The organism is Actinacidiphila sp. bgisy160, from assembly GCF_965342435.1.
GTDB lineage: Bacteria > Actinomycetota > Actinomycetes > Streptomycetales > Streptomycetaceae > Actinacidiphila.
The window spans coordinates 79,195-100,522 of sequence record NZ_CBDRCM010000025.1; the positions used below are offsets into that span (position 1 = coordinate 79,195).

A 21,328-nucleotide genomic window follows, 5' to 3' on the forward strand; every position below is an offset into this window, starting at 1 on the left:
CGTCACGCCGGTGACGCGACGCTGGCACGTCTCCTCCCTCCCCCAGCATCCATGTCGGGACGTCATGTCGCTACGCGCTCTCCCCCATGCCGACCCGGGTGTCCCCGACACCCGCTCCGGCTTCCGATTCCTGCTCTGGCTGGAACGACGCCAGATCGGTGCCCAGATCAAGGCCACGCTGTGGGGCACCCTCCACATGGCGGCGGTGGCCTGCTTCCCGGCCGCCGTCGGCCTCGCCGTGCAGGCCGTCGTCGACGGCTCCGGTGGACGCCTCGCGCTCGCGGGCGGCCTGATCCTCGCCCTGGGCATGGTGACCGCCGTCGGCGACACCATGCTGCACCGCACCGCCGTCACCAACTGGATCACCGCGGCCGCCCGGGTGCAGCTCCTGCTGTCGCGCAAGACCGTCGAACTGGGCTCGCTGCTCACCCGGCGGGTCGCGGCGGGCGAGGTCGTCGCGGTGAGCACCGGCGACGTCGAGAAGATCGGCTGGTTCGTCGAGGCGCTGGCCCGCTTCGCCTGCTCCCTGCTGGCGACCGTCGGCGTCACCGTCGCCCTGCTGGTCTACCGGCCCGAGCTGGGGCTGATCGTGGCCGCGGGCGTGCCCGTACTGGCCCTGGCGGTGCTGCCGTTGCTGCCGCACGCGACGCGGCGCGCCGACGAGCAGCGCGCCAAGGCGGGCAAGGCCACGGAACTCGCCTCCGACACCGTGGCGGGGCTGCGCGTGCTGCGCGGCATCGGCGGCGAGGAGCTGTTCCTGTCCCGCTACCGGCGGGCCTCCCAGGAGGTCCGCAGCGCCGCCGTCCGCAACGCGCGGATGTGGGCGCTGATCAGCGCCGTGCAAGTGGCCCTGCCCGGGCTGCTGCTGCTCGCGGTGACCTGGTACGGCGCGCGCCTGGCGCTGGACGGACGGATCACGGTGGGCGAACTGGTCACGGTCTACGGGACGGTGGTCTTCCTGCTGTTCCCCCTGCGGGGATTCGAGGAGATCGCGATGGCGTACTCCTTCTCGCGGCCGTCCGCCACGCGCGCCGCCCGGGTGCTCGCACTGCGGCGGGACACCGCGGGCGACCACGACGGGCCCGCGGCGGACCCGGACCGGCTGCCGGAGGGCGACCTCCACGACCCGCTGACGGGCCTGCTCGCCCCGGCCGGGAGACTGACCGCCGTGGTGTGCGGGGACCCGGACGCGGCGGGCGCGCTCGCCGACCGGCTGGGCGGCCACACCCCGGCCGGGACCGGGGACGCCCCCTCGGTGCTGCTCGGCGGGACGGCGCTGGACGACCTGCCGCTGGCGGCGGCCCGCGCGGCCGTGCTGGTCCAGGACAAGGACCCGGTGCTGCTGTCCGGAACGCTGACCGGGCTGCTGGACGTACCCGCCTCCGGCCGGGTCACCGCGGCCGAGGCCCTCGCGGCGGCGCAGTGCGGCGACGTGCTCGACGCGCTGGCCCAGGCCTCGGTGGACGACTCCGGGGACCCGATGCGGTCCCGGATCACCGAGCGTGGGCGGTCCCTGTCGGGCGGCCAGCGGCAGCGGCTGGCGCTGGCCCGGTCGCTCGTCGCCGACCCCGGGGTCCTGGTGCTGGACGAGCCGACCAGCGCCGTCGACACGCACACCGAGGCCCGGATCGCCCAGGGCCTCAGGGCACTGCGTGCCGACCGGACAACGGTGGTCCTCACCTCCAGCCCGCTGCTGCTGGACCTCGCGGACCGGGTCGTGTTCGTAGAGGACGGCGTGGTGCGCGCGTCCGGCACGCACCGCGAACTGCTCCGCGCCGACCTCGGCTACCGCGCCGTGGTCACCCGCGAGACCGAGCAGGAGCCCGGGGAATCCGCACGATTCGAGAAAGCCGAGGAATCCGCATGATCGGCGTGAAACCGCCGGAGTACGACCCGGCCGCGCCGCGGCACGTGACGACCCTGCCGGTGGGCTCGGCCGCCACGGTGCGCGGTTACGTCCGCGAGCTGGCCAGGCGGCACCGCGGCGCGTTCACCATCCTCGTCTCGGTGAACGCCGTCGCCGTCGTCGCCTCGATGGTCGGCCCCTATCTGCTGGGCGGGCTCGTCGAGGACTTGGCTGCGGGCCACCGCGACCAGCACATCGGACGCTCCATGGCGCTGTTCGCCGTCGCGCTCGCCGTACAGACGGTGTTCGTCCGGGAGGTGCGGCTGCGCGGCGCGATCCTGGGCGAGCGGATGCTGGCGGACCTGCGCGAGGACTTCCTCGTACGGTCCGTGGGGCTGCCCCCGGGCGTCCTGGAACGGGCGGGCACGGGTGACCTGCTCTCCCGCATCACCACCGACATCGACCGGCTGTCCAACGCCATGCGGGAGGCCGTCCCTCAGCTGGCGATCGCCGTGGTGTGGAGCGGGCTGCTGCTCGGCGCGCTGACGGTCACCTCACCGCCCCTGGCGCTGGCGGTGCTGGTGGCCGTACCGGTGCTGCTCGCCGGCTGCCGCTGGTACTTCCGGCGCGCGCCGGGGGCGTACCGCTCGGAGGCGGCCGGTTACGCGGCCGTCTCGGCGGTCCTCGCGGAGTCGGTGGACGCCGGGCGCACCATCGAGGCGCACCGGCTCGGTGACCGCCGCGAGGAGCTGTCACGTACCCGCATCCGCCAGTGGGTGGCGTGGGAGCGCTACACGATGTGGCTGCGCAGCGTGCTCTTCCCGGTGATCAATGTGACGTACATGCTCATCCTCGCGTCGGTACTGCTGATCGGCGGGACGCTGGTGCTGCACGGCCGGGTGTCGGTGGGCGAGCTGACGACGGGCGCGCTGTACGCCCAGATGCTGGTCGACCCGATCAACCTCATCCTGCGCTGGTACGACGAGCTGCAGGTGGCCCAGGTGTCGCTGGCCCGGCTGGTCGGCGTCCGGGAGGTCGACCAGGGCGCCGGGGACGAGCGGGTGGCGCCGGACGGCCGCGACGTCCACGCCGATCAGGTGCGCTTCGGCTACCGCACCGGTAGCGACGTGCTGCACGGGGTGAGCCTGCGGGTCCGCCCGGGTACCCGGCTGGCCCTGGTCGGCCCCTCCGGGGCGGGCAAGTCGACGCTGGGGCGGCTGCTGGCCGGGATCTACAGCCCGCGGGCCGGTGAGATCACCCTGGGCGGCGCCCAGCTGGCCCGGATGCCCGCGGAACGGGTCCGTGAGCACGTGGCCCTGGTCAACCAGGAGCACCACGTCTTCGTCGGTACGCTCCGGGACAACCTGCTGCTGGCCCGCGCGGGAGCCGGTGACGACGAGTTGTGGGCGGCGCTCACCGCGGTCGACGCCGACAACTGGGCACGGGCGCTCGACGACGGCCTGGACACCGAGGTCGGCTCGGGAGGTACGGCCCTGACCCCGGCCCAGGCGCAGCAGGTGGCCCTGGCACGACTGGTCCTCGCCGACCCGCACACCCTGGTGCTGGACGAGGCCACCTCGCTGCTGGACCCCCGCGCGGCGCGCCACCTGGAGCGGTCGCTGGCCCGTGTGCTCGACGGCAGGACCGTGGTGGCCATCGCGCACCGGCTGCACACCGCGCACGACGCGGACCTGATCGCCGTGGTCGAGGACGGCCGTATCAGCGAGCTGGGCAGCCATCACCAGCTGGTGGAAGCCGACGGCGCGTACGCGGCGCTGTGGCGGTCCTGGCACGGATAGTGCGGACCGGCACGGCGCCGCGTCACGGCATGGCGCTGCGGCGTGGCATGGCAGTGCGGCGTGGCAGGGGCTCTCAGCCGAAGAACAGGGCCCCGGCCGCGCCCACGCCGCCGATCACGAAGAAGACCGGCGTCAGCACCTTGACCTCGACCTTGCTACCGGCGCGGAAGCGCATGAACTTCGGCGTCCCGAGCGGGTACCAGCGCCTGCGCCCGATCGGGATGGGCCACAGCACCGGGCAGCCGGACACGGTCAGGGCGTCGCCGATGCAGTGCACGATGGAGCCCAGCACGATGGGGATGCCGATCCACAGGTAGTGCTGGCCGGGATCGGTGAACAGCCAGGCCTTGCCGCTCTCGGTGCTGTCCAGGGCGTCCGCAAGCACCCATGCGCTGGTCGCCCCGAGCAGCCAGACCAGGATGTCGCTGGAGACCCGGGCCTGCCGCCACAGCAGCCCCTCGACGGCCAGTACCGCGTGCACGAAGAGGATGACGAGTACCGCCCACCGGCCGCCCGCCAGGGCCAGGCCGGAGGCGGCGGCACCCATCAGGACCGCCCACAGCCAGGTGTGGGTGAGGGTGCGGTGTCCGCCCTGGCGCACGGGGTCGCCGGGCTTCCGGGTCTTCTTGTAGGTGGCGTAGGAGAGCTTGTCGATGATCTCGCACAGCCCGCGCGATATGGGGCCGAAGGCCCGCGAGATCGTCGCCGCCTTGTGGTCCAGGTCGGGGGCGAGAGCCGCGCCGGCGCAGATCAGCGCCCCGACCACGATGGTCGGCCACGGCATCGGATGACCGAGTCCCGCGGAGACTGCTCCCACCGACAGCCACGCCGCCGCTCCGGAGAGGGAATGTGCCGGTCCCATCATGGTGTGTGCCCCGCCCTTTCACCCCGCCCCGAAAGCGGAGTTGACGCATAATCGACGGCACACCATACCGCCGGTCGATCTTCCTCCGTACCGCCGGTTCATCCCCTGGTCCCTGGGACAGGCAAGATGGTGGTGTGACCCTCATCGATCAGCTGCCTGCCGAGCCCGACCCCGACACCCTCTTCGAGGCCTTCTCGTCCTGGGCGGAGGGCCGGGGCATCACCCTCTACCCCGCCCAGGAAGAGGCGCTGATCGAGGTGGTGTCGGGGGCGAACGTCATCCTGTCGACCCCCACCGGCTCGGGGAAGAGCCTCGTCGCGGCCGGTGCGCACTTCGCGGCGCTGGCCCGGGACGAGGTCACCTTCTACACCGCGCCGATCAAGGCGCTGGTGTCGGAGAAGTTCTTCGACCTGTGCAAGCTCTTCGGCACCGAGAACGTCGGCATGCTCACCGGCGACGCCTCCGTCAACCCGGACGCACCCGTCATCTGCTGCACGGCCGAGGTGCTGGCGTCGATAGCGCTCCGGGACGGCAAGGACGCCGACATCGGCCAGGTCGTCATGGACGAGTTCCACTTCTACGCCGAGCCCGACCGCGGCTGGGCCTGGCAGATCCCGCTGCTGGAGCTGCCGCAGGCGCAGTTCCTGCTGATGTCGGCGACGCTCGGCGACGTCACGCGCTTCGAGAAGGACCTCACCCGCCGCACCGGCCGGCCCACGGCCGTCGTGCGCTCGGCGACGCGGCCGGTGCCACTGTCGTACGAGTACCGGCTCACCCCGCTCACCGAGACGCTGACCGAGCTGCTGGAGACCCGCCAGGCCCCCGTCTACATCGTGCACTTCACGCAGGCTGCCGCCGTGGAACGAGCGCAGGCGCTGATGAGCATCAACATGTGCACGCGCGCCGAGAAGGACGCCATCGCGGAGCTCATCGGCAACTTCCGCTTCACCACGACGTTCGGCCGCAACCTGTCGCGCTTCGTCCGGCACGGCATCGGGGTGCACCACGCCGGCATGCTGCCCAAGTACCGGCGCCTGGTGGAGAAGCTGGCGCAGGCGGGACTGCTGAAGGTCATCTGCGGCACGGACACCCTCGGCGTCGGCGTCAACGTGCCGATCCGGACCGTGCTCTTCACCGCCCTCACCAAGTACGACGGCAATCGCGTGCGCGTGCTGCGCTCGCGTGAGTTCCACCAGATCGCGGGTCGCGCCGGACGCGCCGGGTTCGACACCTCCGGCTTCGTGGTGGCCCAGGCGCCGGAGCACGTGATCGAGAACGAGAAGGCCCTCGCGAAGGCCGGCGACGACCCCAAGAAGCGCCGCAAGGTGGTGCGCAAGAAGGCGCCCGAGGGCTTCGTGGCGTGGACGGAGAACACCTTCGAGAAGCTCATCGCCTCCGACCCCGAACCGCTCACCTCCCGGTTCCGGGTCACCCACGCGATGCTGCTGTCGGTCATCGCCCGCCCCGGCAACGCCTTCGACGCGATGCGGCGGCTGCTGGAGGACAACCATGAGGACCGCAGATCCCAGCTGCGGCACATCCGGCGGGCCATCGCCATCTACCGTTCGCTGCTGGCGGGTGGGGTCGTGGAGCGGCTGGACGAGCCCGACGAGGAGGGGCGCATCGTCCGGCTGACGGTGGACCTGCAGCAGGACTTCGCGCTCAACCAGCCGCTGTCCACCTTCGCGCTGGCCGCGTTCGAGCTGCTGGACCCGGAGTCCCCCTCCTACGCGCTGGACATGCTGTCGGTGATCGAGTCGACGCTCGACGACCCCCGGCAGATTCTCGCCGCCCAGGAGAACAAGGCGCGCGGTGAGGCCGTCGCGGCGATGAAGGCCGACGGAGTGGAGTACGAGGAGCGGATGGAGCGGCTCCAGGACGTCTCCTACCCCAAGCCGCTGGAGGAGGTGCTGTCGCATGCCTACGGCGTCTACCGCAAGAGCCACCCGTGGGTCGGCGACCACCCGCTGTCGCCCAAGGCGGTCGTACGCGACATGTACGAACGGGCGATGACCTTCTCCGAGTTCGTCTCGCACTACGAACTGGCCAGGACCGAGGGCATCGTGCTGCGCTACCTGGCGGGCGCGTACAAGGCGCTGGAGCACACCGTCCCCGACGACCTGAAGTCCGAGGACCTGCAGGACCTCATCGCCTGGCTCGGCGAGCTGGTCCGCCAGGTCGACTCCAGCCTGCTGGACGAGTGGGAGCAGCTCGCCAACCCCGAGGAGATGACGGCCGAGGAGGCGCAGGAGCGGGCCGACCAGGTCAAGCCGGTCACGGCCAACGCCCGTGCCTTCCGGGTCCTGGTGCGCAACGCCATGTTCCGCCGGGTGGAGCTCGCCGCGCTGGATCGGTTCGGCGAACTCGGCGAGATGGACGCCGGCTCCGGCTGGGACGCGGATGCCTGGTCCGAGGCCATGGATGCCTACTGGGACGAGTACGAGGACCTGGGCACCGGCCCCGACGCGCGCGGCCCGAAGCTGCTGCAGATCGAGGAGCGCCCCGCGGAGGGGCTGTGGAAGGTCCGCCAGACCTTCGCGGACCCCGAAGGCGACCACGACTGGGGCATCTCCGCCGACATCGACCTCGCCGCCTCCGACGAGGAGGGCCGCGCGGTGGTCAAGGTGACGTCCGTGGGCGCGCTGTGACGGCGACAACCACGCCCCGCACGAAGGAGCGCACCCGATGACCAACCCGGCCGAGCGGCTGGTGGACCTCCTCGACCTGGAACGGATCGAGGAGGACATCTTCCGCGGGCGGAGCCCCCAGGAACGCCTCCAGCGGGTGTTCGGCGGACAGGTGGCGGGCCAGGCGCTGGTCGCGGCCGGGCGCACGACGGACGGCAGCCGTCCGGTGCACTCCCTGCACGCGTACTTCCTGCGCCCGGGGCGTCCCGGGGTGCCGATCGTGTACCAGGTGGAGCGGATCCGCGACGGCCGCTCCTTCACGACGCGGCGTGTGGTCGCGGTGCAGCAGGGCCGGACGATCTTCAACCTGACCGCCTCCTTCCATGTGCCGGAGCCCGGGTTCGAGCACCAGTTGCCGATGCGCGAGGTCCCGGCCCCGGAGAGCCTGCCGAAGCTGAGCGACGAGCTCCGTGAGCACCTCGGCGAACTGCCCGAGCAGCTCGAGCGGATGGCGCGACGGCAGCCGTTCGACATCCGCTACGTGGACCGCCTGCGCTGGACCGCCGAGGAGATCGAGGGCGCCGAGCCGCGCAGCGCGGTCTGGATGCGCGCGGTGGGCCCGCTCGGCGACGACCCGCTGGTGCACACCTGCGCCCTCACGTACGCCAGCGACATGATGCTGCTGGACGCCGTGCGCGTACCGGTGGAACCGCTGTGGGGGCCACGCGGCTTCGACATGGCCTCGCTGGACCACGCGATGTGGTTCCACCGGCCGTTCCGCACCGACGAGTGGTTCCTGTACGACCAGGAGTCCCCCGTCGCGACCGGCGCGCGCGGCCTGGCCCGCGGGCGCATCTACGACCGCGAGGGCCGGCTGCTGGTCTCCGTGGTCCAGGAGGGGCTGTTCCGGAAGCACGGCGGCTGAAGGTCGTGGCCGGCGGTGCCGGGCGGGGCCGGGTCCCCCTCCCGCCGCCCGGGCCTCAGCGCATGCGGACGCGCCCTGTGAGGCCCGGCACGGTCAGTCCAGTCGGAGGAGGCGTCGCCAGCGGCTGCGCGGCGCCGCGGAGGGCGGCGGGGGTGCGGCAGGAGGTGGTGGGGCGATCGGCGCGACAGCGGTGGCGGCCGGGGTGCCGCGCTCGGGGTGCGGCGCGGGGCGGGTGGTGCGGGCCCTGAGCAGCGCGTCGGTGAGCGAGACCTGGGCGAAGGTGATCTCGTCCGGGTCGGAGGCCACGGTCTGGGCCTCGATCAGCTCACGTGTCGCGTACGAACCCGTGCTTCCCGGTGGAATCGCCGGGCACAGCCGGCGCAGATAGGCCCGTTCGCGAGGGTCCGGCACCGCGTCGGCGGCCGCTGCCGGGCCCAGCAGGGCGGACCAGGCGGCCGCCTCGCCCCAGGCGTCCTCCGCGTCGCGCACCAGTTCCTCGATGCGGCGGGCCCGCCAGCCGCGGGCGCGGTGATCCTCGCCCTCGTCGAGGGCGTCGCGCAACTCGGCCGGCAGCCGGCCCTCCAGCAGCGCCGGATGGGACCGGGCGAACCGCCGCACATCTTCGGCGAGATAGAGCCACACAACGGCGCGGTAGCGGTTGACGTACCAGCGGACCGGGCGGAGGAAACCGCCTCTGGCGAGCCGGGTGAAGCGTTCCCGGCTGATCCCGATCAGCGCCGCGCCCTCGATGCTGCCGACCAGTTCCAGCCGCGCGCGCAGGCGGTCGGGAAAGCCCTCCTCGGCGCGCAGGCGGTCCACGTCCTCCCGCACGACGCGCCGACGTCCGCCGACGGCCGGTGCCGTGCGCACCTCGCCGGTCTGCAGCGCGACCTCGAACTCCGCCGACTCCAGACACAGTTCCTCCCGGGCGCGCTGCATGCCGAGCGCCTCCCGGACGGCGGTCTCCTTGACAGCCATGCCACTCCCCCTGACCTTCCGTAGCGATCCATCACTGACAGTCACGACAATAGGTCCTCGCGGCGACATCCGCCCGGGCCTGTGGATAACTCCGCGTCACGCCCCGTTGTCGTACACGGTCACGGAGATCCCGCGGCGCACGAGCCGCTCCTCGATCGACGGCGCGACCCGCTCCCACCGCCCGCCCGCGAGCCCGCACCCGATGCGCGGCATGTGCACGGACGCGTCCAGCTCCGCGGCCCTTCGCGCCACCAGGTCCAGCCCCGCGTCGATCGCCTCGTACCGTACGGGCACGCCCTTGCTGCCCCTGCGGATGCCGTGCTGGCCCACGAGATTGGCCACCCAGACCCGCTCACCGACCCGGACGAACTGGACCGCGCCCAGGGCGAAGTCGTTGCCGGCGCGCTCGCGGTGCCATCGCCGGTACGCGGCCTCGGGCTCGGGCCAGCGGCGGGAGAGCGCGACCACGAATCCCTTGCCCCAGCCGCCCAGGTCGTTGCAGACGTGGACGATCAGCTTGACACCCTTGCCCTGCGGCGCGGTGGCGTCCCCCCGGACGTACGTGATCCCCTCCATGTGATCACCGTACGCCTAAGCTCCGACAGCGCCGCCAGGGCGACAGCCCGGCTCACAGGGCGCGCAGGCCGTTGATGACGTCCTTGAGCAGCCCCACGTCGGGCAGGTCGGCCGGAGGCACGGGCCGGATGGCGCGCAGATGGCCGCCCCGAAGGAGGTCGCCGAGCAGCACCCGGACGACGCCGAGCGCGAGATCGGCGTCCGCGGCCAGTTCGGCCACGGTGAGCGGGCCGTCACGGCACAGATCCAGGAGGGCCAGGTGCTCCTCGTCGAGGTCGTCGTCCGAGGCCGCGCCGGCGGCCGGGACCATGACGGCGATCAGGTCGACGTCACCGTCGGAGTCCGGCCGGGTGCGGCCACCGGTGATGGTGTAGGCGCGCACCATCGGACCGGCCTCGTCGTCATACCAGAGCGCGCCCTCGTCTCCCGGCGGGCTCGGGTTCATGCTTCATCACTCCCCCGGTGCCGCCGCGTCGTGCCGGCGCGGCGTGACACCGAGGTGTTCACCGACCCGGTGGACCATGAGGGTCATCTCGTAGGCGATCTGCCCGACATCGGCCTGCACACCACTGAGCACCGAGAGGCAGCTGCCCTCGCCCGCGGCCGTGACGAACAGGAAGCCGTCGTCGAACTCGACCATCGTCTGGCGCACACCGCCCGCGTCGAAGTGCCGCCCAGCGCCTTTGGCGAGGCTGTGGAACCCGGACGAGACGGCGGCCAGGTGCTCGGCCGTGGCACGGTCCAAACTGGTGCTCGCCCCGGTCACCAGACCGTCGCCGGAGAGCACAAGCGCGTGCCTGACGTGCGGCACCCGCTCTGTCAGATCGTCCATCAGCCACGTGAGTCCATTGCTCACCGCCATCCCCCGATCTCCCCTGACTCCGCAGTTCCTTGCGGTGCTGCGGCGTCCCTGCCGCGGGCCAGGCCGCGGGCGAACGCCGTGATGGTGGAACGAGCCTCTTCCGGAGATCGTTCCCTTTCGTCTCCCCCACCGGACGTCTTCGCCGGGCTCTGGTGCACTCCCTCGTCCCTCAGTTGCGCTACGAGACTGGCCTGCCGCTGCCGCTTCGGCAACCCCGTCACCGTGCGGCCTTCCTCGCGCGGCCGGGTCGGTCCCCGCCGCGGCCTCGGTGTGCGCGGCGCCGCGTCCGCGCGGTCCGGCCCCGGCGGTTCGGGTACGGCCCGTGGACGGAGCACGTGCTCCCCGGTCTCGACATCGTCGCCCGAGGCGTCCACGAGCACCGACTGCGGTATGAACACCACCGCCACCGTGCCGTCGAACCGCCCTCGGCGCAGGGTGACGCGCACTCCCTGCCGCGCGGCGAGCCGCCCGACGGTGAACAGGCCCAGGCGGTCGGTCTCGGGGAGTTCCGTCCCGGCCCCGGCCTCGCCGAGTTCGTTGTTGGCCGCGGCGAGCCGCTCGGTGCTCATGCCCAGGCCGCGGTCCTCGACCTCCAGGACGTAGCCGCCGGCGACGACCTCCCCACGCACCTCGACCTTGGTGTCGGGTGGCGAGAACGCCGTGGCGTTGTCGATGAGTTCCGCCAGCAGGTGCACTACGTCGGCGACCGCGGGGCCGGTCAGCGCCACCCGGGGCATGCGCCGGACGGTGACCCGCTGGTAGTGCTCGACCTCGCCGACCGCGGCGCGTGCCACCTCCGCGAGCCGGACCGGGCGGCGCCAGGCGCGGCCCGGTGCGTTGCCGGAGAGGATCAGCAGGCCCTCGGCGTGCCGGCGCATGCGGACGGCGATGTGGTCGACGCGGAAGAGGTCGTCCAGATCCGCCGGGTCACCGGAGCGGCGTTCCATGGCGTCGAGCAATGTCAGCTGACGGTGCAGCAGCACCTGGCTACGGCGGGCCAGGTTGGTGAAGACGGCGGAGACGCCGCGGCGCAGCTTCTCCTGGTCGACGGCCGCCTGGACGGCGGCGCGCTGCGCGTTGTTGAAGGCCCGGCCGACCTGGCCGATCTCGTCGGCGCCGAAACGCAGGTCAGGTGCGGCACGGGCGACCGCCTCGTTGTCGAGTTCCTCACCCGCGCGCAGCCTGCGGAGCACTTCGGGCAGGCGCATTCCGGACAGCTCCAGGGCCTGGTTGCGCAGCAGGGTGAGCCGGCGGGCGATGCCGCGTCCGATGAGCAGGGAGACGACCACCGACAGGACGACCAGGAACAGTCCGGCGAGGCTGACCGCACCGGTCCGCACGAGCACGTCCATGCCGTCGGTGCGCGCTTGCTCGCCGACCTCACGGGCGGCGTCCAGGTTGATGTCGCTCAGTTCGGCCAGCGCCCGGTCGGCGTTCTGCCGCCAGCGGTCCTGGGAGACGACGAGTCCGACGTCCTTGGCGCCCGCCGAACGGGCCGCGGTCTCCATGGAGTCCAGCGTCCAGGCGACGCTGCCGCCCTCGAACTCGTCGAGCCGCTCCTTGGCGGCCTTGGTCAGCTCGGGGTCGACGATGGAGTGCAGCAGCTTGCGCCCGTCGATGGTCCCGATGAACTCACGGTACTGACTCGACGTCATGGCCGGACCGACCTGTGCGGCGGTGAGCATGGCGTCCTCGCGGGACAGCAACTCCCTGGCGCGTGCAAGGTCGATGACGAACCCGCCCTGCCGGGCGACCTCGCCGCTCTGGAGCGCGGCAAGAGAGCCCCGGAGCCGGAAGATGGGGTCGATCACAGCCGAATAGCGGTGGAGCGTCATCGACCAGCCGACATCGCGCTGCCGGACGTCCTCACGCAGCGGCTCCAGGTCCTTCGCCGCGGTGATCAGCTCCGTGATCCGCCGGCGCTGTGCGAGGTCCAGTTCGGTGCCCTGCGCCTGATCGCGCGCGTGGTCGCGGACGACCGCGAGCAGCCGGTCGGTGGTGCGCTCGAGGCGCTCCAGTTCGTCCCCGCCGTCGGCGCCGTCGGACGCCACATAGGCGACGGCGACGCGCCGCTCGACCTGCAGGGCCCGTCCGAGGTCGTCCGCGGGGGTTCCGTAGTAGCGGTAGGTGTCGGCGATCCCCATGAGGGCGAAGGCCCCGCGCACCGAGGTCGCGGTGCTGTATGTCCACAGACCCGCCAGCGAGATCAGCGGCACCAGAAGAAGTACCACGAGTTGCGTGCGGATGGTGCGGGGGCGCAGGCGCATGCGTGAGGTCCTCGGTCGACCATGGGTTCGATGGGGAGGGGCACAGTCTGACCCACGAACACCCCTTTGGTGGTGTCGACTGTGACATCTCACAATCCCTTTCCCCAAGGGCCCCCGGGGTGCGGGACCCTGGGAGGCGACGTATCCTGCCACCGCACGCCCACACCCGCGCAAGCGCGTTCACGCCGTGCTAACGGCGCGGCATTGCGGGGGAAACCCCGCTGTCGCACGCTGGACGCATGGAACGGGGACAGGTCGTGCGCCGGGTCCACCCTCTCGCCCCGGACGCGGAGGACGGTTCGCAGGGCGTTCCTCTGGTCCATCGCGACATCCACGGCTACCGGCGCGCGTTCCGGCTCGGCGGCAGCGGGCCGCCGCTGCTGCTGATCCACGGTCTCGGCGACTCGTCGGCGACGTGGGCGCACATACTGCCCCGGCTGGGGCGCCGGCACACGGTCATCGCGCCCGATCTGCTGGGACACGGCGACAGCGAGCGGCCCCGCGCCGACTACGCGGTGGCGGCCTACGCCTGCGGCATGCGCGACCTGCTGGGCGTGCTCGACGTCGACCGGGTGTCGGTCGTGGGCCACTCGCTCGGGGCGGGTGTCGCGATGCAGTTCGCCTACCAGTTCCCGGAGCGGTGCGAACGCCTGGTGATCGTGGGCGGCGGCGGCCTGGGGCCGGAGGTGCACCCGCTGCTGCGGCTGGCCGCGGGCCCGGGTTCCGAGGTGACGCTGCCACTGGCCACCTCGCCGCCCGTGCGCAGGGCTCTGCGGCTGCTGGCACCGCTGCTGCGGGCCACCGGCGGGCTGGGGCTCGGCCGCCACGACTTCGACTACGTCCTGGAGCGCTACCTCATGCTGGACAGCTCCATGACGCGTCAGGCCTTCCTGCGCACCCTGCGTGCCGGAGTCGATGTGCGGGGGCAGGTCATCACGATGATGGACCGCAGTTATCTGACGGCGGGCCTGCCGACCCTCATCATGTGGGGTGAGCACGACGGGGTGATCCCGGTGCGCCACGCGCGGAGGGCGCACACCGCGATGCCGGGCAGCCGGCTGGAGTTGTTCAAGGACGCCGGGCATTTCCCGCATCATGACGCGCCCGGGCGTTTCGTCGACGTACTGGAGGACTTCCTCGCCACCACCACGCCGCAGGAGTACGACCCGGTGCTCTGGCGCCGGCTGCTGCGGCGCGGCCGGATGGACGTACCGCTCTACCAGGAGGCCGAGCCGCAGCACCCCTCCAGTGGGTCCTGAGGCCACCGGCCGCCGTCCGGGGCAGGATGGGGGCATGGGACACAGGATGACCGAGGAAGAGTGGCGGGCCTTCGTCTCCGCCGGCACGCGGACGGGGAAGCTGGCGACCACGCGGGCGGACGGCACGCCCCATGTGGCACCCGTCTGGTTCCTGCTGGACGGCGACGACATCGTGTTCAACACGGGCAAGGACACGGTCAAGGGCCGCAACATCGCGCGCGACGGCCGGGTCGCCCTGTGCGTGGACGATGACCGGCCGCCGTTCGCGTACGTGGTCCTGCGGGGACGGGCGGAGGTGAGCGAGGAGCCCGGTCCCTTGCGGGAGTGGGCCACCCGGATCGCCGCCCGCTACATGGGCGAGGACGTCGCCGAGGAGTTCGGGGCGCGCAATGGGGTGCCCGGCGAACTCCTGGTGCGGGTGCGGATCGACAAGGTGCTCGCCGAGTCCGGTGTGGCGGACTGAGCGTCGCGGGCCCCGCCCCTGCCCGGGTCAGCGGATCGGCTTGCCGCCGTTGGCCTTCTTGCCGTTGGCGCCCATGGCCCACCAGGTGCCGCCCACGGCGTGGCCGTTGGTGTCACCGGGCTTGGTGTCGCCGACGTACCAGTAGACGGGCCAGCAGTTGTACGACAGCTGCTTGGTGCCGTCCGGACGGGTGTAGGTGCTGACGAGCTTGGGGTTGAGACCGGCGGCCTCGGCCTGCGCCTTGGTGACGGGCTTGGCCGCCGGCCACTTCTTGAGGCACTCGCCGGTGCAGTTGGACACCATCGGCCAGTCGGTGTCCTTGTCGAAGCGGTACAGGGTACGGCCCTTGAAATCGACGAGGATGTCGCCGAGCTTGGCGTCGTTGACGACGGACAGGATGGGCCACTTCTTGTCGGAGGCGGCGTCCGCGCTGCCGCTGTCGGAGATGTCGTCCGCACCACCGGCGTATCCGTCACCGGTGCCCGAGGAGGGGTCGGCGGAGGTCTCGCTGTCGTACCCGTAACCGCTCGAGGAGGACCCGGAGCCGGGCTGCGAGGTGGGCGACTGGGCCGCGTCCTGCTGCTGGGCCGCCGGCGCCACGCTGCCGGCCTGGTTGTAGCCGTTCGACCCGCCGCAGGCGGTGACGAGCAGGAGGGCAGCGGCCGTTCCGGCGACTGCGGCACCGATCCGCTTGTGCATCTGGACTCCTTGCGCGGTAGGGGCGTCGGGGCCCGTGCGCCCCGTCTGGCCACCTGTACGCATCCGGTTCGGCTGCCTCTCAATGCACTGTGAATTCCTTTTTCCGCGGCACCGTTCTGCTAGGGTGCCCCGCCCCTGCACGGAGCGTCAGCGCACCGACTCCAGAAGGCGTGCCGCGTGCATCCGCCCGGCGTGCTCGACGAGGGCGATCAACACCTCCTTGCCCGATGCGCGGTCCCGCGCGTCGCACAGGACGACGGGGGTGCCGTCCTGCAGGTCGAGGGCACGCGAGACGTCCTCCGGGCGGTGCTCCAGCGCGCCGGGGAAGCGGTTGACGGCGACGGCGAAGGGGATCTTACGGTGCTCGAAGAAGTCCACGGCCGGAAAGCAGTCCTCAAGGCGGCGGGTGTCGGCGAGCACGACCGCGCCGAGCGCCCCTTGTGACAGCTCGTCCCACAGGAACCAGAAGCGGTCCTGGCCGGGGGTGCCGAACAGGTAGAGCGAGAGACCGGCCCTGACGGTGATCCTGCCGAAGTCCATCGCCACGGTGGTGGTGGACTTCCGCTCGACTCCGCCGATGTCGTCCACATGGCGCCCGGCCTCGGTCAGTTGCTCCTCGGTGCGCAGCGGCCGGATCTCGCTCACCGCGCCCACCATGGTGGTCTTGCCGACCCCGAAGCCCCCCGCGATGAGGATCTTCAGGGCCATGACCGGCGTCTCAGAGTGCCCGGAGTCCATTGATCACCTCTCGCAGGATGCGCTCGTCAGGTAGCTGCGCCGGCGGTACGGGAGTGCTCACCCGTACGCTGCCGAGCGTCAGGAGGTCGCCGAGGAGGACGCGTACGACGCCCAACGGCAGGTCGGCGTCGGCTGCCAGCTCGGCGACCGACAGGGGCTCGTCCCGGCACAACGCGAGCAGCGCGGTGTGCTCGGGTCCGAGTGTGGGATCGTCGGTGGCGCCGGGTTCGGCGAGCACCAGGGCGATCAGGTCCAGGGCGGCGACCGCCGTCCCGGGCCGGGTGCGGCCGCCGGTCATGGCGTACGGGCGCACCAGGGGTCCGGCCGCGTCGTCGTACCAGTGGCCGTCCGGCCCGCGCGGGTGCCCGCCGTTCATCACCTGTGCGCCGGTCAGCCGGCGGCCGGGCCTGCGGCGCCGAGACGCGGCGGGGTGTGCAGGTGCTCGCCCACGCGCTTGACCAGGCGGGCCATCTCGTAGGCGATCAGGCCGACGTCGGCTCCCGCGCCGGTGAACACCGCGAGGCACGAGCCCTCGCCCGCGGCCGCCACGAAGAGGAAGCCGTGGTCGAGTTCGACCATGGTCTGCCGGACCTCGCCGGCGGCGAAGTGGCGTCCGGCGCCCTTGGCGAGGCTGTGGAAGCCCGAGGCGACGGCCGCCAGGTGCTCGGCGTCCTCCCGGGTCAGGCCGCGTGAGGAGCCCACGGCCAGGCCGTCGCCCGACAGGACCACGGCGTGACGGACGTTGTCCACCCGGTCGGTGAGGTCGTCCAGCAGCCAGTCCAGTTCACCGGACCGGTTCGATGCGTCGATCATCCATGCTCTCCTTCGCGGGATGCCGGGTCCGAGGTGCGGGCGTGGCCCTGCTCGCCGTCCTCGGGCGTCGTGTCCGAGCCGTCGTCGTGGCCTGACCCATCGGGACCGGGCCGGACGCCTCCGGGCTGCGGTGCGGACCGCAGGGGGCGCGGCCCGGTCGGTTCCCCGTCGGCGGCGTCACGGGCTCCGGCACCGCCGCCGCGGACCCAGCCGCGACGGAAGGCTGCCATCGTCGAGCGCGCCTGCTCCGCCGTCCGTTCGGGTACGTCGTGCCCCGTGTCCTGCGGCATGGGGGCGCGTTCGGGTGCGCGTGGTTCCAGGAGCTGTGGGGCGAGGCTCGCACGGCGGACGCGGCGCGGGAGTCCGCCACCGGCGGCGGGAGCGGCCCCAGGGGCGCCGACGGGCGCGGGAGTGGGCGCCCCGCCGCGGGCCGGGGTGGGCGCGGGATCGGGGGCGGGCACGGGGGCCGTCGCCGGCTCCGGCAGACGAACGGGCCGGGGCGCGGCGGGGCGCGGCGGCCCGTCGCCGTCGCCGCGCGGGGAGGCGGCCGCCGGGGGCGGTACCTCCGTGAACCCCTGGCGGGGTCCGTGCGGGCCGGACGCCGCGCCTCTCGTCCCCGCGCCTCGTGGGGCGCGGGCTTCTGGTGCCCTCATGTCGAGCACGGCGGTGGGCAGCAGGACGACGGCGGTGGTGCCGCCGTACGCGGAGGAGCGCAGGGAGACCCTCACGTCGTGCCGCCGGGCGAGCCGGCTGACGACGAAGAGGCCGAGCCGGTCGCTGTCGAAAAGGTCGAGCGCCTGGGTCTGCGCGATGCGCCGGTTGGCCTCGGTCATGGCCTCCTTGCCCATGCCGAGCCCGCGGTCCTCGATCTCCAGGGCGTAGCCGTTGCCGACCTGTTCGCCGTAGACGCGCACCTTGGTGTGCGGCGGGGAGAACTGGGTCGCGTTCTCGACGAGTTCGGCGATCAGATGGGTGAGGTCGGCGACCGCGGAGCCGACGACCGCGGCGACGGGGAGTCGTCGGACCTCGACACGGGCATAGTCCTCGACCTCGGCGACGGCGGCACGCACCACATTGGTGAGGGGCACGGGCTTGCTCCAGGCGCGGCCGGGAGCGGCGCCGGACAGGATGATCAGACCCTCGGCGTGCCGCCGCATGCGGGTCGTGAGGTGGTCCAGCTTGAACAGGTCCTCCAGCTCGCCCGGGTCCTCGGTGCGCCGTTCCATGCTGTCGAGCAGCGCGAGCTGACGGTGCACCAGGACCTGGCTGCGGCGGGCGAGGTTGACGAAGACGCCGGAGACACCGTTGACCAGTTCGGCGCGTTCCGCGGCGGCCTGCAGCGCGGCGCGCTGCACGGTGGCCAGGGCCCCGGCGACCTGGCCGATCTCGTCGGCGCCGTGCCTGCCGAGGGGTGCCTCCTTGCCGAGGTCGATCTCCTCGCCGGCGCGGAGCCGTCGCATGGCGCGGGGAAGTTTGCGGCGGGCCAGTTCGAGCGCGGTGTTGCGCAGGCCGACGAGTTCGACGACGAGACCGCGGCCGATCCGTACGGAGATGAGCAGGGACGCGACGACGGCGAGGAGGCCGAGCAGGACGGCGATCCCCGAGGTGCTCAACAGGCCCTGTGTGACGGGCCGGTCGGCGGGCGCGGCGGTCGTGGCGACCTTCTCCAGACCGGACAGCACCTGTCCGGCGGCCCGGTCCCAGGAGGCGGGGCTCACGCCGTCCACGGCCGCCTTGCCGGGGCCGGCGTCGAGGACGGCGTCCTCCATGGCCTCGAGGTCGGTGTACGCGATGGAACGAGCCAGCCGCTCCCAGGTGCTGCGGCTGTCGCCGCCGAGGTCGGCCGCGGAGCCCGCGAGCAGGACGCGGCGGGCGGTGACGGCGCCGCTCAGGTCGCGGTAGCGGTCCGTGGGGAGGCCACGGGTGAGGGCGGCCGCCGCGAGCAGGGCGTCCTCGCGGGACAGTTGTTCCGCGGCGCGGCCGATCTCGAGGGCGGCGCGCTCGCCGCGGGACGTGGCAAGGGTGCTGCCGATCGCGAACCCGTCGGTCACGGCGTCGGTGTAGGCGCGGTACGTCCGGCGCCAGTCGGCCGCTCCCTTGGCGATGCCGGGCCGGAGCCTGCGCAGACGCTCCAGGTCGCCGACGAAGGTGCGGACCCGCACGGCCGCGGTGCCCGGCAGCCCGGTGCCGTCGGCGACGGTGTGGCCGCCGCCCAGTTGCAGCAGGGCGACGGCGCGGTCGGTGGCCCCGGCGCGCCTGTTCAGTTCGGCGGCTGCCTCGGTGGTGGGCCGGGCCAGGTAGCCGGTGGCGGCACGGCGTTCCGCCTGCAGGGTGGTCACGGTGTCGGCGACCGGCTCGCGGATCGTTTCTGCGATGCGCTGGGCACGCAGCCGCCCGGAGATGTCCTGGGCCGTGGTGACGGCGGCGAAGGCCCACAGCGCCATCAGGGAGACGACGGGCACCATGAGCAGGGACACGATCTTCGCGCGCACGCTCCTCGGGCGCAGGCTCAGCCGGGACCTGGTCCCGCCGTCCCGTCCGCCGTCGGTCGCGTGCGGGGACACCTCTTCCGCGGGGGGCCCCGCGTGGGCTCTGCGGCCCCGTGGCGGCGTCACAGGGCGCCCTCGCCGATGCGCTGGGCGGTCGCGGAGGCGATGCGCTCCCTCGTCGTCGGGGAGAGCGCGACGAAAGCGGAGGTGAGGAAGAGGTAGGAGCCGAGACCGACGATGAGGGGAAAGAGGAACGCGGTCGCGCCAGCGCCGGATAGCGCGTCCGTCGAGGGCCTGACCCTGACGTGCACGGCGAGCATCCCCGTGTAGTGCATGCTGCTGACCGCCGCGCCCATCACCAGGGAGGCGCCGGCGACCACCACGGGGCGGTGGATGGTGAGCGCGGCCCACAGGGCGGCGGTCGCGGCGGCCCAGGCGATGCCGACGGACAGCGCCACGAGCCACGGTTCGTAGGACACCGCGCCGTGCAGGCGTACCGCGGCCATGCCCAGGTAGTGCATGCTGGCCACGCCGACACCCGTGGTGAGGCCGCCGATCGCCAGGGCCCGGAGGCGGCCCTGGCCGTACCCCACGGTGAAGACGCCGAGGCCGACGACGACCATGGCCACGGCCAGGCTGAGGACGGTCAGGGGAACGCTGTAGCGGATCTCGGTGCCGGTGACGCGGAAACCGAGCATGGCGACGAAGTGCATCGTCCAGATGCCGGTGCCGAGAGCGCTCGCGGCGGTGATCAGCCAGTTGCGCCGGGAACGGCCGGTCGCAGCCAGGGCCCGGACGGTGCAGCGCAGTCCGAGCGCGGCACCGACGCACGCCATGGCGTACGAAAGCAGCGGGGTCAGCCAGCCGAAGGCGGCGTGGTCGATGTGTCCCATGGCCCCGGGACGCTAGTGCGGGGGTGGCCGCGCGCTCGGGCCATGTCGAAACCCTGCCTTATTTGACAACGTGCTTTCCGGATGCGGTCCCCGACGATCGCCCGCGGCACGAACCTGCACAAGGGGAGCGTGTTTCAGCCGCTGCGTGGCGCATACATGGTGATCCCCACGCCCACCAGGCAGACCAGGGCGCCCAGCACGTCGTAGCGGTCGGGCCGGTAACCGTCCGCCACCATGCCCCACGCGAGGGAGCCCGCGATGAACACCCCGCCGTAGGCGGCGAGGATGCGGCCGAACTCGGCATCCGGCTGCAGGGTGGCGACACACCCGTACAAGCCCAGGGCGATGACGCCGGCCCCGATCCAGACCCATCCGCGGTGCTCGCGCAGGCCCTGCCAGACCAGCCAGGCGCCGCCGATCTCCAGCACCGCGGCGAGCAGGAACAAGGCGACGGAACGGAACGGGATCATGCGACCATGATGCCCCGCGTCCCGTGCGCCCCGGCGCGCGCCCCGAACCGGAGGTGGACCGTCGTGCACACCGACCCCGCGCAGATCCGCGCGTTCTTCGCCGCCCGCGCCGCCGACTGGGAGACCCGCTACCCCGACGACGCCCCCGCCTATCGCGCCGCTGTGGCCGAACTGGGCCTTGCGGAGGGCCAGGCGGTCCTCGACGCGGGGTGCGGCACGGGCCGGGCGCTGCCCTTCCTGCGCGCGGCCGTGGGGGCTTGCGGGACGGTCGTGGGCGCCGACCTGACGCCCGAGATGCTGGCCGCCGCGGTACGGGCCGGGCGCGGGGAGCACGGCGCCCTGCTGCTGGCCGACTGCGCCCGGCTGCCGCTGCGCGACGCCACCCTGGACGCCGTTTTCGCCGCGGGACTGATCGGTCACCTGCCGGACCCCCGGGCCTGTCTGCGGGAGCTGGCCCGGGTCACCCGGCCCGGCGGCCGGCTGGCGCTCTTCCACCCGATCGGCCGGGCGGCGCTGGCCGCCCGGCAGGGCCGCGAGCTGACCCCGGACGACCTGCGCGCCAAGTCCAGCCTGGGGCCGTTGCTGGCGTCCTCGGGGTGGACCATGACCTCCTACACCGACACCGACGAGCGGTTCCTCGCGATGGCGTCGACGAAGGCGTAGGCGTTGTCGAACATGATGTTTTGACATCCTCCCTGCCCTAAGGGACGGGGATTCCTGGCTCACGTTGGCTGGGGACCAGCGGTCCGCCAGCGCTTA

20 protein-coding genes are annotated in these 21,328 nt (G+C 72.7%); 7 read left to right on the forward strand and 13 right to left on the reverse strand.

What is annotated here, in order from left to right; genetic code table 11:
* Positions 1–64: 64 nt before the first annotated feature.
* Together ACRWNP_RS20645 and ACRWNP_RS20650 are read left to right on the forward strand one after the other, a co-directional pair.
* On the forward strand, positions 65–1,867 hold the full coding sequence (locus tag ACRWNP_RS20645; protein WP_431963433.1) for an ABC transporter transmembrane domain-containing protein: 1,803 nt from the start codon (positions 65–67) through the stop codon (positions 1,865–1,867).
* Positions 1,864–3,645, forward strand: a complete 1,782-nt coding sequence (locus ACRWNP_RS20650; RefSeq protein ID WP_431963435.1) for an ABC transporter ATP-binding protein — start codon at positions 1,864–1,866, stop codon at positions 3,643–3,645. The genes ACRWNP_RS20645 and ACRWNP_RS20650 overlap by 4 nt, the downstream gene beginning before the upstream one ends.
* A gap of 73 nt (positions 3,646–3,718) precedes the next feature.
* On the opposite strand, the gene ACRWNP_RS20655 is transcribed toward ACRWNP_RS20650, so the two are convergent.
* On the reverse strand, positions 3,719–4,510 hold the full coding sequence (locus ACRWNP_RS20655; RefSeq protein WP_431963437.1) for a metal-dependent hydrolase: 792 nt from the start codon (positions 4,508–4,510) through the stop codon (positions 3,719–3,721).
* A 134-nt stretch (positions 4,511–4,644) separates the two neighbouring features.
* Between ACRWNP_RS20655 and ACRWNP_RS20660 the strand changes: the two genes are divergently transcribed.
* Positions 4,645–7,158, forward strand: coding sequence for a DEAD/DEAH box helicase (locus tag ACRWNP_RS20660; protein WP_431963439.1), 2,514 nt, complete (start codon positions 4,645–4,647; stop codon positions 7,156–7,158).
* A 37-nt stretch (positions 7,159–7,195) separates the two neighbouring features.
* On the forward strand, positions 7,196–8,062 hold the full coding sequence (locus ACRWNP_RS20665; RefSeq protein ID WP_431963441.1) for an acyl-CoA thioesterase: 867 nt from the start codon (positions 7,196–7,198) through the stop codon (positions 8,060–8,062).
* A 93-nt stretch (positions 8,063–8,155) separates the two neighbouring features.
* Here ACRWNP_RS20665 and ACRWNP_RS20670 read toward each other — a convergent pair whose 3' ends face one another.
* The 5 genes from ACRWNP_RS20670 to ACRWNP_RS20690 form a co-directional block, all read right to left on the reverse strand.
* Complete coding sequence (locus ACRWNP_RS20670; protein ID WP_431963443.1) at positions 8,156–9,040, reverse strand: DUF6397 family protein; 885 nt, start codon at positions 9,038–9,040, stop codon at positions 8,156–8,158.
* 96 nt (positions 9,041–9,136) lie between these two features.
* Positions 9,137–9,616, reverse strand: coding sequence for a macro domain-containing protein (locus tag ACRWNP_RS20675; RefSeq protein ID WP_431963445.1), 480 nt, complete (start codon positions 9,614–9,616; stop codon positions 9,137–9,139).
* A 52-nt stretch (positions 9,617–9,668) separates the two neighbouring features.
* Positions 9,669–10,061 (reverse strand): DUF742 domain-containing protein, encoded by a 393-nt coding sequence (locus ACRWNP_RS20680; protein WP_431963447.1) that lies wholly within the window; start codon positions 10,059–10,061, stop codon positions 9,669–9,671.
* 6 nt (positions 10,062–10,067) lie between these two features.
* Positions 10,068–10,478 (reverse strand): roadblock/LC7 domain-containing protein, encoded by a 411-nt coding sequence (locus ACRWNP_RS20685; protein WP_431963449.1) that lies wholly within the window; start codon positions 10,476–10,478, stop codon positions 10,068–10,070.
* The gene (locus tag ACRWNP_RS20690) at positions 10,469–12,745 is read right to left on the reverse strand and encodes a sensor histidine kinase (protein WP_431963451.1); all 2,277 of its coding nucleotides are present in this window, start codon (positions 12,743–12,745) and stop codon (positions 10,469–10,471) included. The genes ACRWNP_RS20685 and ACRWNP_RS20690 overlap by 10 nt, the downstream gene beginning before the upstream one ends.
* Before the next feature lie 239 nt (positions 12,746–12,984).
* Between ACRWNP_RS20690 and ACRWNP_RS20695 the strand changes: the two genes are divergently transcribed.
* Together ACRWNP_RS20695 and ACRWNP_RS20700 are read left to right on the forward strand one after the other, a co-directional pair.
* Positions 12,985–14,004, forward strand: a complete 1,020-nt coding sequence (locus ACRWNP_RS20695) for an alpha/beta fold hydrolase (protein ID WP_431963453.1) — start codon at positions 12,985–12,987, stop codon at positions 14,002–14,004.
* Positions 14,005–14,038: 34 nt separating this feature from the next.
* On the forward strand, positions 14,039–14,467 hold the full coding sequence (locus ACRWNP_RS20700) for a PPOX class F420-dependent oxidoreductase (protein ID WP_431963457.1): 429 nt from the start codon (positions 14,039–14,041) through the stop codon (positions 14,465–14,467).
* A gap of 27 nt (positions 14,468–14,494) precedes the next feature.
* On the opposite strand, the gene ACRWNP_RS20705 is transcribed toward ACRWNP_RS20700, so the two are convergent.
* The 7 genes from ACRWNP_RS20705 to ACRWNP_RS20735 all read right to left on the reverse strand — a co-directional run bounded on the left by ACRWNP_RS20705 (position 14,495) and on the right by ACRWNP_RS20735 (position 20,569).
* Complete coding sequence (locus ACRWNP_RS20705; RefSeq protein ID WP_431963459.1) at positions 14,495–15,166, reverse strand: hypothetical protein; 672 nt, start codon at positions 15,164–15,166, stop codon at positions 14,495–14,497.
* Positions 15,167–15,313: 147 nt separating this feature from the next.
* Positions 15,314–15,904: a GTP-binding protein gene (locus ACRWNP_RS20710; protein WP_431963461.1), complete on the reverse strand. Its 591-nt coding sequence runs from the start codon at positions 15,902–15,904 to the stop codon at positions 15,314–15,316.
* Entirely contained in the window at positions 15,885–16,280 is a 396-nt protein-coding gene (locus ACRWNP_RS20715) for a DUF742 domain-containing protein (RefSeq protein ID WP_431963463.1), read from the reverse strand. Before ACRWNP_RS20715 ends, ACRWNP_RS20710 begins: the two co-directional genes overlap by 20 nt.
* A gap of 14 nt (positions 16,281–16,294) precedes the next feature.
* Complete coding sequence (locus ACRWNP_RS20720) at positions 16,295–16,717, reverse strand: roadblock/LC7 domain-containing protein (protein WP_431963465.1); 423 nt, start codon at positions 16,715–16,717, stop codon at positions 16,295–16,297.
* On the reverse strand, positions 16,714–19,209 hold the full coding sequence (locus ACRWNP_RS20725) for a sensor histidine kinase (protein WP_431963467.1): 2,496 nt from the start codon (positions 19,207–19,209) through the stop codon (positions 16,714–16,716). Before ACRWNP_RS20725 ends, ACRWNP_RS20720 begins: the two co-directional genes overlap by 4 nt.
* A gap of 119 nt (positions 19,210–19,328) precedes the next feature.
* Positions 19,329–20,099, reverse strand: a complete 771-nt coding sequence (locus ACRWNP_RS20730) for an MHYT domain-containing protein (RefSeq protein WP_431963469.1) — start codon at positions 20,097–20,099, stop codon at positions 19,329–19,331.
* Between the two features lie 134 nt (positions 20,100–20,233).
* The gene (locus ACRWNP_RS20735; RefSeq protein ID WP_431963471.1) at positions 20,234–20,569 is read right to left on the reverse strand and encodes a YnfA family protein; all 336 of its coding nucleotides are present in this window, start codon (positions 20,567–20,569) and stop codon (positions 20,234–20,236) included.
* A 6-nt stretch (positions 20,570–20,575) separates the two neighbouring features.
* On the opposite strand from ACRWNP_RS20735, the gene ACRWNP_RS20740 reads away from it, so the two are divergent.
* On the forward strand, positions 20,576–21,232 hold the full coding sequence (locus tag ACRWNP_RS20740) for a class I SAM-dependent methyltransferase (protein ID WP_431963473.1): 657 nt from the start codon (positions 20,576–20,578) through the stop codon (positions 21,230–21,232).
* The last annotated feature ends 96 nt before the right edge of the window (positions 21,233–21,328 follow it).